The sequence below is a fragment of the Rhodanobacter sp. AS-Z3 genome (assembly GCF_029224025.1).
Taxonomy (GTDB): Bacteria; Pseudomonadota; Gammaproteobacteria; order Xanthomonadales; family Rhodanobacteraceae; genus Rhodanobacter.
The window spans coordinates 2,358,786-2,372,061 of the sequence record NZ_CP119392.1; the positions used below are offsets into that span (position 1 = coordinate 2,358,786).

Sequence of the window (13,276 nt, forward strand, 5' to 3'; positions counted from 1 at the left end):
AACGGCCAGCCTTCTTCTTCCGTTGCCCGCCTTGCGCCGAGTTCACCCCATCGCGCATTGCACAAGCAACAGTCGCTCGGGTCGGCGCTCACGTCTGCTGGCTGCAGGTCAAGCGCCGTAGCAAGCTGCCCAACGGTTTCGCACTCAATTGCTTCGCCAGCGCGTATCACGTTCACTTCGGTACACATTGCAAACCTCCGGGCAGCGCGGCCTAACACTACATTCAAGGCGGACGGCTACGCCGCCGCTTAATTCAGGGGTTAGGCGTCGTCGCGAAGTTGTCCGCAAGTCTTGGCGTATGCTCGCGCTTCGATTATCAGCGTCATCAGCTTGCGCAGTTTCTTTGCACCCTTCATGTCCGAATCCATCACGGCCATCAGGTCTTTGAAAAATAGGTCAAGGGAAAATCCCATGTTGTTCTCCTTTTGTGGTTTCCACGCCTAACACGTCATTCAAGCGGACGGCTGCGCCGCCGCTTAATTCAAGGGTTAGGCCGCAGGGCGTCTCGCGCAATTTGCACAAGACATCTCCAGCGGTCATCGCTTCCTGTGGTGGCTGCGATCTTGTCGAGCGCCGCGCGCAGCCTGGCTATCTCCGCATCCGCATCAATTTTCGCCACGAGTGCAATCGTTTCATCCGGCGGCGCGTCGTCCCATTTTTTCGGCAGCGGGTCGGTCCGGTCGTGGTACTGCATCCAGCCGGTGTCGTCCCATGTGCATCTGTACGCTTCAATTTTCATTGTTCTCTCCAATTGCGCCCTAACACGGTGGTCAAGCGGACCGGCGAAAAGCGCCGGCCGCTTACCTCAAGGGTTAGGCGGCGTCTGAAACATCCAGTTTCCCAGGCCAATCCGCACCCATGTCTATTCCGATCTCGCCGGCAACATCGAGCAGTGCCTTTTCGGCAAACTGCGCCGTCTCCATCGGCCCATCATGCTTGTGCGGCGTCAGTGGCAATCCGGCCTGTTTCCTGATGCTCATAATCGCGTAGCGCAAATGCATGGACACGCCGAGCAGCGCGCGCTGGTCAATCGTGAATTGCTGGGTTGGTGCGTGGTACTTCATTCGGGTTCTCCAAGTTCGTGGCGCCGCCGCATAACACGTAGGTCAAGCCGATGGCGTTCCGCCACGGCTTACCATTGGGTTAGGCCGCTCAATGATGTATTCGGGAAACGGCCAGCCTTCTTCTTCCGTTGCCCGCCTTGCGCCGAGTTCACCCCATCGCGCATTGCACAAGCAACAGTCGCTCGGGTCGGCGCTCACGTCTGCTGGCTGCAGGTCAAGCGCCGTAGCAAGCTGCCCAACGGTTTCGCACTCAATTGCTTCGCCAGCGCGTATCACGTTCACTTCGGTACACATTGCAAACCTCCGGGCAGCGCGGCCTAACACTACATTCAAGGCGGACGGCTACGCCGCCGCTTAATTCAGGGGTTAGGCCGCAGTGGCGGTGTCTCTTGCCGCAAGCCATGACAAGTGCAGCATTCGGCTTTCCTCGGCAAAAAAGACTCCGTTCTTGTCACGGCCCCATGCGCGTGTAATGTGCGGCTGGGCTTTTACCCACCACTCGCGGCATTCTGTCTGCGTTGGGGTTTCCTGTGGTGCGTCTTTGTGGCTCATAATTCCTCGCGTTGCGGCCTAACACGTCATCCAAGCGGACGGCTGCGCCGCCGCTTAATTCAGGCGTTAGCTCGCTATCCGCGGCGGGATATTCCATGCCGCCACGGCCTGCGCACTGTCATCCGGCTCACCATCGGTAATGCTTGTGCCGGTTGCATCGCATTCGTTGCATCGCACAAACCAAGCAGATCCACTGCATGTCAATTCAACGTGTGCGCTTCCGCAAAATGGGCAGTTCAGAATTTCGTTTTCCATTTCATTTCCTTTGGTTGCATCGCAAGCTAACACTGCGTCCGAGCGGACAACGTACCGTTGCCGCTCAACTTAATCGTTAGGCCGCGGCAATCTGAATCCGTAGTCCTGTTGCATCCGTTGCACCATGTCCACCGGATCGGCGTCGGCGGACAGCCGGACAAATCCTCGGACGGCCATTTCACGCCCAAGCGAGAACTCCTGCAGAGCCATCGGGGTTACTGGCTCGGAAACCTTCCTGGTGGGGTGCAATATCGAAATTGCTCCCCACAGGAAAAGCTCCTGCGCCTTCCATTTATCCATTGCCACTTTCTTTGCTTTTGACCAATTAACAGCCACTTCATTCTCCAAGTTCGTCGCAACGCGGCCTAACACGTCATCCAAGCGGACGGCTGCGCCGCCGCTTAATTCAGGCGTTATGCTGCAAGTTCGATGTCGATCGTTACGGTTCGAAACATCACTGGCGGCAGCGCGGCAATCTGCTCGCGAGTCAGCCCGCTTATCACAATGAACTGGTCGCCCGATTCGGTGCGTATGCCTGGCGTTGTCATGCCTTCAAGGTCGCCCATTTCAACAACCGTTCCTTCAATCTTCATTTCGTGCCGCCTCGGTTGCCACCGCCCTGACGCGCTTCGCTTCGCGCTCAAGCGCTGCCGCTGCCATATCAATCGCCACACCCAGCCGGCGTGGGTTTGTTTGTACGTGTGGTTCGTCGTCGCTGTCACGCCGCCACGCGTTGTGGCTGCGCAGTATTTCGGCGGCCTCGCTTGCGGTCATCTTCATCGGTCACCACCGGTGCGCTCGTATGCGTCGAGGTTCGGCTTGCTGGTGGATCGTTTGGCGCGGGTCGGTGGTGCGTCGATGGGTTTTCGACTGCGGCGGCGTGCTGCCTGGGCGCGGCCTTGTTCGCGCACGTAGGCGATGAGGTCGTCGCGCAGCAGGATGGTGTGTTTCTGATTGAGCGACAGGGCCGGAACCGCGCCGCTGTCGACCAGTTCTTTCATGGATTTCAGGCCAAGATGCAGGAAGTCGGCGGCTTGCTGCAGGTCCATCGTCGGATCGTTGGCGGCGGGTTGCGTGTTCATGCGGCGATCCGTTCCGGCATGGTGACCGGGTCGAGGTTGGCGCGGGCCAGTGCGCAGAGTGGTGGTGGGCTGACGCTGTTGCCGACCATGCGCACGGACTGGCTGATGGTGAGGCGCTGGCCGCTGGCGGTGCGATCGATGATGTAGTCGGCGGGGAAGCCTTGGGCGCGGAACAGTTCCTCGCGCCGCAGCATGCGCAGGCCGATGTCGACGATGACGTAGGGCGTGCCATGAATGACGACGGTCACCAGTGCGATGCGATCGCGGGTGGTGATGGTGTCGAGCGGTTCGCGCAGGTCGAGCGCGGTGCCGTTGCCGTAGTAATTCACCATGAATGCTGCGACACGCAGCGCGCCGGTTTCGTGTTCCGGTGACAAGGTGCACTCGATCAGCGCGTGGTGCTCGCCGCCGGCGCTGATGGTGGCCAGCGGGTCGGCTACGTCTGCCGCGTTGCTGGTGCCGCGCAGCTTGGCCATGTGCGCGGTGACCAGTCGCTGCTGGCTGCCGGTGGCGGTGACTGAGCTGACGGGTTCGTCACAACCGCGAGCGCGTGCGGGGTTTCCGTTGGGGCCACCGCCGTTGGCTTGCTCGAGGAATGCGGTGACCACCGCGCAGTCTGCTTTGCTGGTGATCGTGATCAGCGGTTCATTGCCGGGGCGCTGGTCGGTCTGCGCAGCCCGGCCACCGACCCCGACCAGCGTCGGTGACACCACCGCGAAGTGGCCACCCTTCACCCCGGCGCAGATCGTGCGCAGCGGTTCATCCGCTGGCATGGTGCGCTGGTTGCTGGCGTTGGCCATCTCAGTGATCAGCGGCGCGAGCGTGGCAGTTCCGAGACAACTGTCCGCCTTGGCGGTGATCGTCTGCATGGGTTGCGATGTGCCGCGTTCGGAGGTCTGCGACATGCGGCCACCACAGCCCACAATGAACGGCTCCGCCGCATCGATCACGTACCGCTGAATGCCCTTGGCGATCCGCCGCATGGTGGCTTCGGCCAGCGGCTTCTTGCGGGTGAAGATGGACGGGCACGGCACGGTGAAGTCGATGCAATCGGCGGCGGTCACCAGCGGCAGCAGGCCGGGTGCTTTGCCGTGGGTAGGCGCAGGCCAGACGATGGGCTGGCCGTCGCGGCGGGCGATGAGGAACAACCGTTTGCGGATGGTGCCGGCGCCGTAGTCGCTGGCCACCAGCTTGCGCCATTCGACCACGTAGCCGATGGCGCGCAGCGCGGCGACAAACTGCGACCAGGTACGGCCGGCGTGGCGTTTGTCGGGCACCAGTTGCTGGTCCCACACGCTGACCATCTCGCCCTTGCTGGCCACGCTGCCGTCCAGTTTCAGCACGCGGCCGGTGGTTTTGCAGCGCTTGGCCACCAGCGGCCCCCATGTGAGGATCTGTTCGACGTTTTCGAGGCTGATGATGCGCGGCGCAAGGCCTGCTGCCGCCAGCGTGCCGGCAACCTTGAGCACCACCCAGCTCAGCGATCGCGTGGCACGCGCCCGCGGCTGGCCGCCTTTGGCTTGGCTGAAGTGGGTGCAGTCGGGGCTGGCGTGGAACCAGCCGACCTTGCGGCGCGCTACCTCACGCAGAATGTCGACGGTCCACACGTCGGCTTGCATATGGTGGGTGAATGGATGGTTGGCGGCGTGCAGGCCGATGGCCATGGGGTCGTGGTTGACGGCCATGTCGGGGTCGCGGCCCAACGCCTGCCGCAGCGCTTCGCTGGCGCCGCCGCCGCCGGCGAAGAAGTCGAGCACGATTTCACCGGGGCGAAGCGCGGATGTGAAAGCCTGGCGTGGGAAGTTGAAGCCGTGCTGGGTTCCGTCAGCCATGCAGCTCACCCACGGCGCCAATGGCTTGTTCTGCCTGCTCGATGGCTATGGCTAGTTGCGTGGCCAGTGACCGCGCCGCTTCAAGAGGCAGCTGCTGGTATCCGGCACCGATGTAGACAGCTACACGGCCATCGGTGGTGGCATGGGCGATGGGCTTGAAGTCAGGCACGGGGCAGTGCCTTCTGGTCGGCTAGCTGGCTGATGCCGTGCACGACGGCTTCGACACGCTCAAGGCATTCAGAGGCAGCGGCGGATGGTGTGGCATGTGTCGTTTCAGAATCGACGTTTACCTCGGCACCCTTGGCTTGCACGAAAAGGTTGCAGCGGGCCCACCAGCCGCGATCCATGCGGACTACCTTGGGGGATCCGTAGCGGTTCAGCTCGATGAGCGTGGTTTCGAGATCACGCATGGGCTTGCTCCTTTCGATCCGCCTTGCGCAGCAGCCTTTGGCGGCATTGTTCGGCGTGTTTGATGGCGCGTTCGGTGGCGGCGATGGATTTGTTGAGGTCATCGATGACCGCGATGTCGTGGCGGCCTTCGGTGGCCAGTTGCAGGGCTTTGTTGAGGTGGCTTTGCGCGATGGTGGCGCTGGAGGCGACCAGCACGGCCAGTTGAGCGCGGTGGTGGAGTTGTTCGGTGCTGTTCATCGGATGGCCTTTTTGCGGAGTGCCTGTAGGCGGGTTTTGCAGGGCTGGCAGATGCGCCGGCCGCGCCAGGTGGTTGCTTCGGCGCGGGTGTAATGGTGGGATGAGGTGCAGTACCACTCGCCGGTGCTGCGCTGCAGGGCTTCGCTTTGCTGGCGAGCATGCTGGGCGGTGGAGTCTTTGCCGGTGGCGCTCATGCGGCGGCCTCGCTGGCTTCGTGCAGGGTGCGCTGGGCGAACGCGGCCCGGGCCTGGCGCAGGTCGTCGGTGATGTCGGTGGCGGTGCACGGGAACGGTGCCTGGCGCGGTTTGCGGTAGGTGTTGACGCGCTGTTCCTGCGCGTGGCGCAGCATGGCGTTGGCGCGTGGGTGGCTGGTGAGCGCGAGGTAGACGCAGCCGTCGTCATCGACCCAGCACACGTACTGCCGTGCGTCGTTGGCCATGCGCACGCGATACACGATGGTGACCGCGAGGATGGGCAGGTTGCCGGCGATGTGGCCGATGGGGCGCAGAGGGGTCATGGTGGTGCTCAACACGTTGTGGGATGACTCAGCAGCGCCCTGCAGATCGCGGGGAGTCGACCGGCTGCATGCCAGGGGAAACATGCGCAGGGCGCTGGTGGGTGCAGCCTGTGGAACAGGCGAGGCTGCGACACCGCTGGGGCGTAACCGAGAGGAATACTGAGATGGATTCAGCCGCATCGACGATGCGCTCGGTGTTCCCAACTGCCGGGGTTGTTGCGGATGCAGACGCGAGGCACTGGCCGGCTGGCCTCACCCGTTGGGGCCGACGGGCGGCGGTGGTTGTTCATGCGTGTGGCCAGTGGCTGACGAAGTAGGCGATGTAGCCGATCACGAAGGCGGCAGTGAAGCTTTTCCACAGCAGGCTGCTGTTTTCGACCGTGTTGCAGACGCGCAGGAAGCGGGCGAGCTTGCTGGGTCGCGGCGGCGCGGTGGCGCGTTGCTGGCGTGCGATCGCCTGGCGCTTCTGGCGATTGGTCCAGCGGGTGTTGGCGCGCTGCAGGGCGGTGATCTGGCGGATGGTGTGGACGGTCATGGGGTTTCATCCTTGTCCGTGGGGGTGTTGTGGCTGTCGTTTTGCGCGGCGATGGTGAGCACGGAGTAGGCGACCAGCAGCACCAGCACCACGACCAGAACGATGACGAAGACGAGCAGCGGGCTCATAGAGCACCGCCGGCCGGATCGGCGGCGTAGCGTTGCTGTTTGAACGCCCACAGGCGGTTCGCGCCGTCGATGGCTTTGTCGCTGGTGGCGTACAGGTTGACGGTGCGGGTGAGCACGTGGCCTTCGGCGTCGGTGATCAGCCCACGCCAGCCGTCGGCTTCGTGTTTGGCAGTGGCGGTGGCGCTCATGCGGGCGGCTCCCTGGGTGCGTGCATCGCGGGCGAGGTAACTGGGGTTGTGCTTGCGGTAGTAGCGCTGCAGCAGGCCTTCCATCTGGTCGATGGCGTGGTGCTGGTCGGCGGTGAGTTGCACGTTCATCCATGCAGCGCCTTGAAGACGCACAACACGACGAACGCGAGCGATGCCAGCACGATCAGGCCCAGGCCGATCAGCAGGGCGCGGTCGGGCGTTTTCGGCGCGGGGATCGGCGGCGGGTAGCGGAAGGTGGGGTCGACGCGGTTCATGCGTCGTCACCGAGGTAGTAGACGCGGGCGGCGGCGAACGCGGCCATGGCGTGGTCCTGCACGGTCATGCGCAGGCACAGGCCGAACCCTTGCATGCCGCGGGTTTCAGCTGACACCGCCTGGCTCAAGCCCTGTTCCGTGAGCACCGCGTGCTTGAGCACTTCAGCACGCATGCGGCGACGGTTGGGCATGGGGTAGGTGATCTGGCGGCTGGCCATCACGCCACCTTCCGGCGGCGCGAGACGCGCAGCGGCAGCGCGAGCTGCGCGTGGTCGCTGCCCCACTCGGCTTCGGCGGCGGTGAGGGTGTCGTGGCGGGCGGTGCGCGAACCGCAGCGGCATTCGATGCCGTGGCGCTGGGCGGTGGCGAGGAACTGGACCGGCTCGCGGCTGCTGCGGCCACTTGCGCGGATGTGCCGCGGCTCGGCGTTGCAGGTGCGGCAGCGGGCGAAGCGGCCGGCGGGGTGAGGTATGACGCGCTCGATCATGGTGATCTCCCTGGCCGCGATGTGCGGCGCAGGGGAGATTACACACCACGTTTAATCATCTTGTCAACACTACGTTTAACAACCTGATGCGCGCGTAGTGAACGACAATAAAAAGCCCGCCGAAGCGGGCAGTGGTTGCGTTTGTGGTTGAAATGGCGCCCGCAACTGGCGTAGGTGCCTGTCCGGGCGCCCTCGCGGATGCCTACGGCTGCTCGGGTGCGGGCATCATGAACTCGAGTGGCACCCAGTAATCGTCCTGGCCAATGTTTGGTGCCGCGTCTTTCCCGGCTTCATATTGAGACGTAGTGTGAAAGCCGATCTGAGCGGCGCCGTCTCGCACTTGCAGTACCGTCCACCGCAAATCCGGTGGCAGATCGTAGAAGCAACCAGGGCCGTTGACGGTCGATGCCCAGGCTGTGAACTCGTGCCGATTGTAATGGTCGATCGCGGCGGATAGGACGATGGGGTATATGCATCCGTAGCTGGAGCGTGCGAGCTGCACCTCTTGATCAGCCTTGATTACCGGGCCTGCAACGGCTGATGTTCCCGTGGTGGCGTCATTTGGCTGGCATCCGCCCAGAAGCGCCAACATCAGCGGGGCGAGTAGGGTCCATTTCATGAATCGACCCCCAAACCATGCATGCTGAAATTACCTCGAACAAAATGAGCTGATTCGACCTCGCTGGCCGAAATGGTTGTGCGCTCGCCGCTGTTGGTGATGCTCTGAAGCTTGTATTCATGCTGATTGTAGACCCGAAGTCGCTGAATGGTGCTTCGACCATCCTTCAGGCAGATCAAGACACGGCCATCAATGCGAAGCGCGACGCTCGGTTCGATCAGAACACAATCGTCCGCCTCGATCGCGGGATCATAGCTGTCACCTTTGATGCGTATGGCATATGCCGCGGGGTCAGTGGTTGGGTAAAAAAAGCTTTCGAATGCGCTGTCATTGTCCAGTTGAAACCAGAATCCCTGTTTGTTCACTCCGGCGTTCCCCCTGATAGGAACCCGCCACAACGGCGGTCTGCCAAGGTAGCCGATAGAATCGTCATCTGGTGAGATTGGCGCAGTAGATCGGCCTGAGCTGTAAGGCGCTTCGGATTCACGCACCGATAGTCTCGCATCGGTGGTCGATCCAAGAATCCAGTTGGCATCGACGTTGTAAGCAGCCTGGGCTTCAAGCGCGCCTTCTTTCGATACGCCGCGCGAGATCCAGTTGGATACCTTCTGGACGGAAACATTCAGGCGCCTGGCGATCGCCGTCGGCGAAGAATCCCCCATGCGCTCAGCGGCCTCCGCCAGTCGGATCGATGATGGGTGCGCGCGGGGTTCATTCATAAGTGGAATTGTTCGGCAATTAAACGCAGTGTTGTTACACGCGCCGTTGACAATGCTGCTACACATGGCGTTTAATGACCGCCATGCCCAAATACCACGCAGACAAAGCAGTAATCGACGCCCTTGGTGGGCCGGCAGAGGTTGCTCGCCGGTTGGAACTTGAGGGAACTGGATCTACGCAACGCGTCCACAACTGGACGGTGCGAGGTATTCCCGCGGAAGTACGTCTGGCGCACCTGGACATGTTCGGGCTGCCAGGCGCTCGCGTGGCCGGGGGCCGCGAAAACTCGGAGTGCGATGTCACGAGATCTGGTGGCCGCGCCGCAGCGCTGCAACTTTCGACAACTGGTTGATTCATTTTTCTGTGCGGTGCTCATGCGCCGCATTTTTTCAGATGTTCAGGGGTTTTCTTGGGAACACGTGTTCCCAAGAAATACCCGGAAGGGGTCAACGATGCAGCAGATGAGCCTCACCTTTGAACCCGGACTGGCGCAGCGATCGCGCAACCTGCGGGATCACATGGCCAACGGCGTCTATAGCCGTGGGTTGGTTTTCGTGGCGGGTCAGATGGACCTGTCGCCGTCGCGCCTGACCGAGAAACTGGCCGGCTTCGACAGCGCCGGCAAATCTCGCGGCATGACCATCGACGAACTCGAGACCTACATCCAGCGCACCGGCGACATGAGCCCGGTGCATTACCTGGCGGACAAGTATCTGCGTGATCCTGCGGTGGCTCAGCAGGAAGCCTCGGCGAAGCTGACGGCCATGCTTGAAGCGCTGCCGGCGTTGTTGGCGGCGGCGGGTGTGGATGCGTCCGCGCCGAAGCGGAAGCGCTGACATGGACGTCATCGACGTAGCACAACGCCGGCAGCAGGAAGATATCGACCACGTGTTGGCCAGTCGCAAGCCTACCGGGGCAGGGCGCACGCATTGCGCGAACCTGGACTGCGGGGAAGCGATCGCGCCGATACGCCAACAGATGGGCGCCACGTTGTGCATTGACTGCCAGCGTGATGCGGAACAGGGCACGCACGCGTGCGCACGTACGGCGGTCTGACATGCAGATATCGCAAACCACCACCGTCGCGCACGGTGATCGAAACCATCGACGCCATTCGACGCGTGTTAGAGCAGGGCTGCACGCCGCAGGAGTTGGCACAGGCACGTGCCAACCTGGACGCGCTGAACCAGCCACGACAACCGCAACTGGATCTGAAGGTGCGCGGGTGACCGACTGGTCGGAGCTGCTACCGGACGGGCTGGGTAAGGCAGGCGTGAAGCTGTTCGAAGCGGGCACGGACCCGCGCCGGATTGCCGGTGTGATCTGTGAACGCGCATGGCAGGCGCAGGGCGTGCGTGTGTTCCGCTGGCCACTCGGCGCCATCGCGGTGGTGAACGTCGGCTCACGTGCCGATGCGCAACTGCTGGCCACATGCGTCGACGCACTGCTGGTCACGTACGCCCGGCACACGCTGTTCGGTGATGTGTTGCGCGGTGATGGTCCATCGCTGGCCGACGTGCTGCGTGACCTCACCTGGGCGAGGGCGTCAGCATGATCGCCCCATCTCCCCGAGTGAGGAACGGCAGCGGCGCGGGGCACGATTTGCGGCCCTGCACCAATTCACGCGAAGTTAATGAAACATTAACAATCCGTTCAGGGTCCTCCCTGTCGCTGCCCACATGCGGGTGGCACGGCCGCAGAAACCGTGTAGTTAGTGGCTTGGGGAGTTACTGAATGGCCGCCAGCAACTACGGCGACGTGCTGGACCAGCTGCGCGGCATCGGCCTGCAGGTAGATCACCTCGAGATCGGGCGCATGGTGCGCTGTCGTATCGAGGGCGATCGCGAGCAGCGCGGCTGGTACATGCTCCACGAACTGCAGGCGGGCACCGGTGATCTGCTGATCGTCGGCAGCTTCGGCGTGTGGCGTGGGCAGGACAACGGCGCGATGAAGGTCGCGCTGAGCAAGTCGTCACAGCTCACCACCGAACAGCGCGAGGCGATCCGCAAGCGCCAGGCCGAAGACCGCAAGCGTGTCGACGCCGATCGCGCGCGCACTGCAGCCCGCGCTGCTGACAAGGCTGCCGCCGCCTGGGCGAAGTGCAACCCCACTGGCGAATCCGACTACCTCACCCGCAAGGGCGTGCAAGCGCACGGCCTGCGGTTCTCACCCAGCGGCGCGTGCGTGGTGCCGATGCTGGATGCTGCCGGCAAGATCCACGGCCTGCAGATCATCCGTCCGAAGAAAGAGAACGGCCGCGACAAAGACTTCTGGCCGGCCGGGCTGGCCAAGAAAGGCCACTTTCACCTGATCGGTTCGCCCACCTGGCTGGTGCTGATCGCCGAAGGTTATGCCACCGCCGCCACGTTGCACGAAGCCACCGGCCTGCCAGTGGCGGTCGCGTTCGATGCCGGCAACATCGGCCCGGTGGCCACCGCGCTGCACAAGCGCTACAAGCAAGCGAAGATCCTGATCTGCGCCGATGACGACGTCTTCGGCAAATGCCAGCACTGCGGCACGCGCGTCGACCTGTCGCCGTACCGCGACGGCAACACCTGCGGCAGCCCCGCCTGCGCCAAAGAACACGGCCGTACCAACACCGGCGTGGTCGCGGCTAGCAGCACGGCGCTGGAAGTCAACGGCGCCTGGGTCGTGCCCGTGTTTGCTGATGCCAACGGCCGCCACAACGCCTTCATCGAACGCGGCGCCAAGCTCAGCGACTTCAACGACCTCCACGCGCTCGAAGGTCTGCACGTCGTGCGCACCCAGCTCGAGGCCCGCCTGTCGGAGCTGTCGTGGACGCCGGGCGCGAAAGGCTCGCGCTTGCGCAACAAGAGGGGGGAGGGGAATGGCGATCTGCGCCCCATCGAAACCCTCGACGAATTGCTCGAGCGGTACGCGCTCATCTACGGCCACGACAGCACCGTGTTCGATCGCACCGAACACCAGCTGGTGAAGATGGGCGACATGCGCGACATCTGCCTGGCACGTGACCTGCACCGTGGCTGGGCCGAACACCCCGACCGGTGCATCGTGCGCGTGCGCGAAGTGGGCTTTGACCCCGCCTGCACCGATCCCAACATCAAGTGCAACCTGTGGTCCGGCTGGCCAACGTCACCCACACAAGGCAACTGCGACAAATTGCTCGAACTGCTGCGCCACATGTGCAGCGGTGATGGTGCGCCCACCACCCTCTACAACTGGGTGCTCAACTGGCTGGCGTATCCGCTGCAGCACCATGGCGTGAAGCTCAAGACCACCATCGTGCTGCATGGTCCGCAGGGCACCGGCAAGAACGTGTTCTTCGAAGCGATCATGGCGATCTACGGGCGCTACGGTCGGGTGATCGATCAGAAGGCCGTCGAAGACCGCTTCAACGAATGGGCCAGCCGCAAGCTGTTCATCATCGCCGACGAAGTCGTCGCCCGCTCCGACCTGTACCACATCAAGAATGCGCTCAAGGGTCTCATCACCGGCACCGAGATCCTGATCAACCCCAAAGGCCTGCCCAGCTACTGGGAAAGCAACCACCTCAACATGGTCTTCCTCAGCAACGAAACCATGCCGGTCGTCGTCGAGGAAGACGACCGCCGCCATGCCGTCATCTGGACGCCCGAAAAACTGGCGCAAAGCTTCTACGCCGAAGTGTTCGATGAAATCGCCAACGGCGGCGTGGCAGCGCTCCACCACTTCCTGCTCCACCGCGACACCGGCGATTTCAACGCCGGCACGCTGCCGCCCTACACCGACGCCAAGGCTGACCTGATCAACCTCAGCCTGGACAGCACCGTGCGTTTCTACCAGGAGCTGGTCGCCGGTGAGCTCAACGGCGTGCGCCCACGGGCCGCGCTGGCCACCGACGTGTATGACCTCTACCGCGTGTGGTGCGTGCGCACCGGCCACCGTGCCGGCCCCCAGCCGAAGCTCATCAACGCGATCGAACGCAAGTGCCGGGTCACCAGCGCCCGCAAGCGCTACGTGGACGTCATGGGCACCACCCGCGGGCCGCATGGCGTGCTCTACCTCGGCGCCGACGCCTGCCCACCTGGCGAAGCCGAAACCGCGTGGCTCGGTGAACAGATCGCCGGCTTCCGCAAATCCGTCGGCGTCTACAAGGGCGACAACTATGACTGACCATTTTCCCGACGCCAAGAAAATGAACTGCAAGTCACTTTTCAGTTCACTTAATGCCCAATCTGTGCGGCATGTGCGGCATAGTGTGCGGCATCCTGTGCGGTATCAAATCCGCGCTTTTGCAGGCTGTGCGGCATGTGCGGCATGCCCCGCGCAGACGCCCACCCGCGCCTATGCGTGCCTGCGCACATGGGGGCGCGTGTGCGCCCCCGCAGGTATGCCGCACATGCCGCACACCCG

At 63.1% G+C, this 13,276-nt stretch carries 25 protein-coding genes; 5 read left to right on the forward strand and 20 right to left on the reverse strand.

The genetic code is table 11. The features are described 5' to 3' along the window. Positions 1-260: 260 nt before the first annotated feature. The 20 genes from PY254_RS10435 to PY254_RS10530 form a co-directional block, all read right to left on the reverse strand. Positions 261-413 (reverse strand): hypothetical protein, encoded by a 153-nt coding sequence (locus tag PY254_RS10435; protein ID WP_281011979.1) that lies wholly within the window; start codon positions 411-413, stop codon positions 261-263. Positions 414-481: 68 nt separating this feature from the next. After that, entirely contained in the window at positions 482-739 is a 258-nt protein-coding gene (locus PY254_RS10440; RefSeq protein ID WP_281011980.1) for a hypothetical protein, read from the reverse strand. A gap of 73 nt (positions 740-812) precedes the next feature. Next, positions 813-1,064 (reverse strand): hypothetical protein, encoded by a 252-nt coding sequence (locus PY254_RS10445; RefSeq protein ID WP_281011981.1) that lies wholly within the window; start codon positions 1,062-1,064, stop codon positions 813-815. An 876-nt stretch (positions 1,065-1,940) separates the two neighbouring features. Continuing rightward, positions 1,941-2,171 carry a hypothetical protein gene (locus PY254_RS10450; RefSeq protein WP_281011982.1) on the reverse strand — a complete coding sequence of 77 codons (231 nt, stop codon included), beginning with the start codon at positions 2,169-2,171 and terminating at the stop codon, positions 1,941-1,943. Positions 2,172-2,284: 113 nt separating this feature from the next. After that, positions 2,285-2,464, reverse strand: coding sequence for a hypothetical protein (locus PY254_RS10455; RefSeq protein ID WP_281011983.1), 180 nt, complete (start codon positions 2,462-2,464; stop codon positions 2,285-2,287). Further along, the gene (locus PY254_RS10460; protein WP_281011984.1) at positions 2,454-2,651 is read right to left on the reverse strand and encodes a hypothetical protein; all 198 of its coding nucleotides are present in this window, start codon (positions 2,649-2,651) and stop codon (positions 2,454-2,456) included. The genes PY254_RS10455 and PY254_RS10460 overlap by 11 nt, the downstream gene beginning before the upstream one ends. Beyond that, positions 2,648-2,953, reverse strand: a complete 306-nt coding sequence (locus tag PY254_RS10465) for a hypothetical protein (RefSeq protein ID WP_281011985.1) — start codon at positions 2,951-2,953, stop codon at positions 2,648-2,650. Before PY254_RS10465 ends, PY254_RS10460 begins: the two co-directional genes overlap by 4 nt. After that, positions 2,950-4,785 carry a DNA cytosine methyltransferase gene (locus PY254_RS10470; protein ID WP_281011986.1) on the reverse strand — a complete coding sequence of 612 codons (1,836 nt, stop codon included), beginning with the start codon at positions 4,783-4,785 and terminating at the stop codon, positions 2,950-2,952. Before PY254_RS10470 ends, PY254_RS10465 begins: the two co-directional genes overlap by 4 nt. Beyond that, complete coding sequence (locus PY254_RS10475) at positions 4,778-4,954, reverse strand: hypothetical protein (protein ID WP_281011987.1); 177 nt, start codon at positions 4,952-4,954, stop codon at positions 4,778-4,780. Before PY254_RS10475 ends, PY254_RS10470 begins: the two co-directional genes overlap by 8 nt. Beyond that, positions 4,947-5,195, reverse strand: a complete 249-nt coding sequence (locus PY254_RS10480; RefSeq protein WP_281011988.1) for a hypothetical protein — start codon at positions 5,193-5,195, stop codon at positions 4,947-4,949. The genes PY254_RS10475 and PY254_RS10480 overlap by 8 nt, the downstream gene beginning before the upstream one ends. Then, complete coding sequence (locus PY254_RS10485; RefSeq protein ID WP_281011989.1) at positions 5,188-5,550, reverse strand: hypothetical protein; 363 nt, start codon at positions 5,548-5,550, stop codon at positions 5,188-5,190. The genes PY254_RS10480 and PY254_RS10485 overlap by 8 nt, the downstream gene beginning before the upstream one ends. A 73-nt stretch (positions 5,551-5,623) precedes the next feature. After that, a complete protein-coding gene (locus tag PY254_RS10490) occupies positions 5,624-5,950 on the reverse strand; it encodes a hypothetical protein (protein ID WP_281011990.1) in 327 nt (108 codons plus the stop codon). Between the two features lie 286 nt (positions 5,951-6,236). Further along, positions 6,237-6,485, reverse strand: coding sequence for a hypothetical protein (locus tag PY254_RS10495; protein ID WP_281011991.1), 249 nt, complete (start codon positions 6,483-6,485; stop codon positions 6,237-6,239). Then, the gene (locus tag PY254_RS10500) at positions 6,482-6,613 is read right to left on the reverse strand and encodes a hypothetical protein (protein WP_281011992.1); all 132 of its coding nucleotides are present in this window, start codon (positions 6,611-6,613) and stop codon (positions 6,482-6,484) included. Before PY254_RS10500 ends, PY254_RS10495 begins: the two co-directional genes overlap by 4 nt. After that, positions 6,610-6,930, reverse strand: a complete 321-nt coding sequence (locus PY254_RS10505) for a hypothetical protein (protein WP_281011993.1) — start codon at positions 6,928-6,930, stop codon at positions 6,610-6,612. The genes PY254_RS10500 and PY254_RS10505 overlap by 4 nt, the downstream gene beginning before the upstream one ends. After that, a complete protein-coding gene (locus PY254_RS10510) occupies positions 6,927-7,076 on the reverse strand; it encodes a hypothetical protein (RefSeq protein WP_281011994.1) in 150 nt (49 codons plus the stop codon). The genes PY254_RS10505 and PY254_RS10510 overlap by 4 nt, the downstream gene beginning before the upstream one ends. Next, the gene (locus tag PY254_RS10515; protein ID WP_281011995.1) at positions 7,073-7,294 is read right to left on the reverse strand and encodes a hypothetical protein; all 222 of its coding nucleotides are present in this window, start codon (positions 7,292-7,294) and stop codon (positions 7,073-7,075) included. The genes PY254_RS10510 and PY254_RS10515 overlap by 4 nt, the downstream gene beginning before the upstream one ends. Continuing rightward, complete coding sequence (locus PY254_RS10520) at positions 7,294-7,563, reverse strand: hypothetical protein (RefSeq protein ID WP_281011996.1); 270 nt, start codon at positions 7,561-7,563, stop codon at positions 7,294-7,296. The genes PY254_RS10515 and PY254_RS10520 overlap by 1 nt, the downstream gene beginning before the upstream one ends. A gap of 202 nt (positions 7,564-7,765) precedes the next feature. Continuing rightward, complete coding sequence (locus PY254_RS10525) at positions 7,766-8,182, reverse strand: hypothetical protein (protein WP_281011997.1); 417 nt, start codon at positions 8,180-8,182, stop codon at positions 7,766-7,768. Continuing rightward, positions 8,179-8,901: a S24 family peptidase gene (locus PY254_RS10530; RefSeq protein WP_281011998.1), complete on the reverse strand. Its 723-nt coding sequence runs from the start codon at positions 8,899-8,901 to the stop codon at positions 8,179-8,181. Before PY254_RS10530 ends, PY254_RS10525 begins: the two co-directional genes overlap by 4 nt. A 297-nt stretch (positions 8,902-9,198) precedes the next feature. On the opposite strand from PY254_RS10530, the gene PY254_RS10535 reads away from it, so the two are divergent. From PY254_RS10535 to PY254_RS10555, 5 genes are all read left to right on the forward strand, one after another. Further along, the gene (locus PY254_RS10535; protein WP_281011999.1) at positions 9,199-9,738 is read left to right on the forward strand and encodes a hypothetical protein; all 540 of its coding nucleotides are present in this window, start codon (positions 9,199-9,201) and stop codon (positions 9,736-9,738) included. A 1-nt stretch (position 9,739) separates the two neighbouring features. Further along, positions 9,740-9,958 carry a TraR/DksA C4-type zinc finger protein gene (locus PY254_RS10540; RefSeq protein WP_281012000.1) on the forward strand — a complete coding sequence of 73 codons (219 nt, stop codon included), beginning with the start codon at positions 9,740-9,742 and terminating at the stop codon, positions 9,956-9,958. A gap of 35 nt (positions 9,959-9,993) precedes the next feature. Continuing rightward, entirely contained in the window at positions 9,994-10,131 is a 138-nt protein-coding gene (locus PY254_RS10545; protein ID WP_281012001.1) for a hypothetical protein, read from the forward strand. Further along, on the forward strand, positions 10,128-10,457 hold the full coding sequence (locus tag PY254_RS10550; protein ID WP_281012002.1) for a hypothetical protein: 330 nt from the start codon (positions 10,128-10,130) through the stop codon (positions 10,455-10,457). The genes PY254_RS10545 and PY254_RS10550 overlap by 4 nt, the downstream gene beginning before the upstream one ends. A gap of 179 nt (positions 10,458-10,636) precedes the next feature. After that, positions 10,637-13,036, forward strand: a complete 2,400-nt coding sequence (locus PY254_RS10555; RefSeq protein WP_281012003.1) for a DUF5906 domain-containing protein — start codon at positions 10,637-10,639, stop codon at positions 13,034-13,036. Positions 13,037-13,276: the final 240 nt, after the last annotated feature.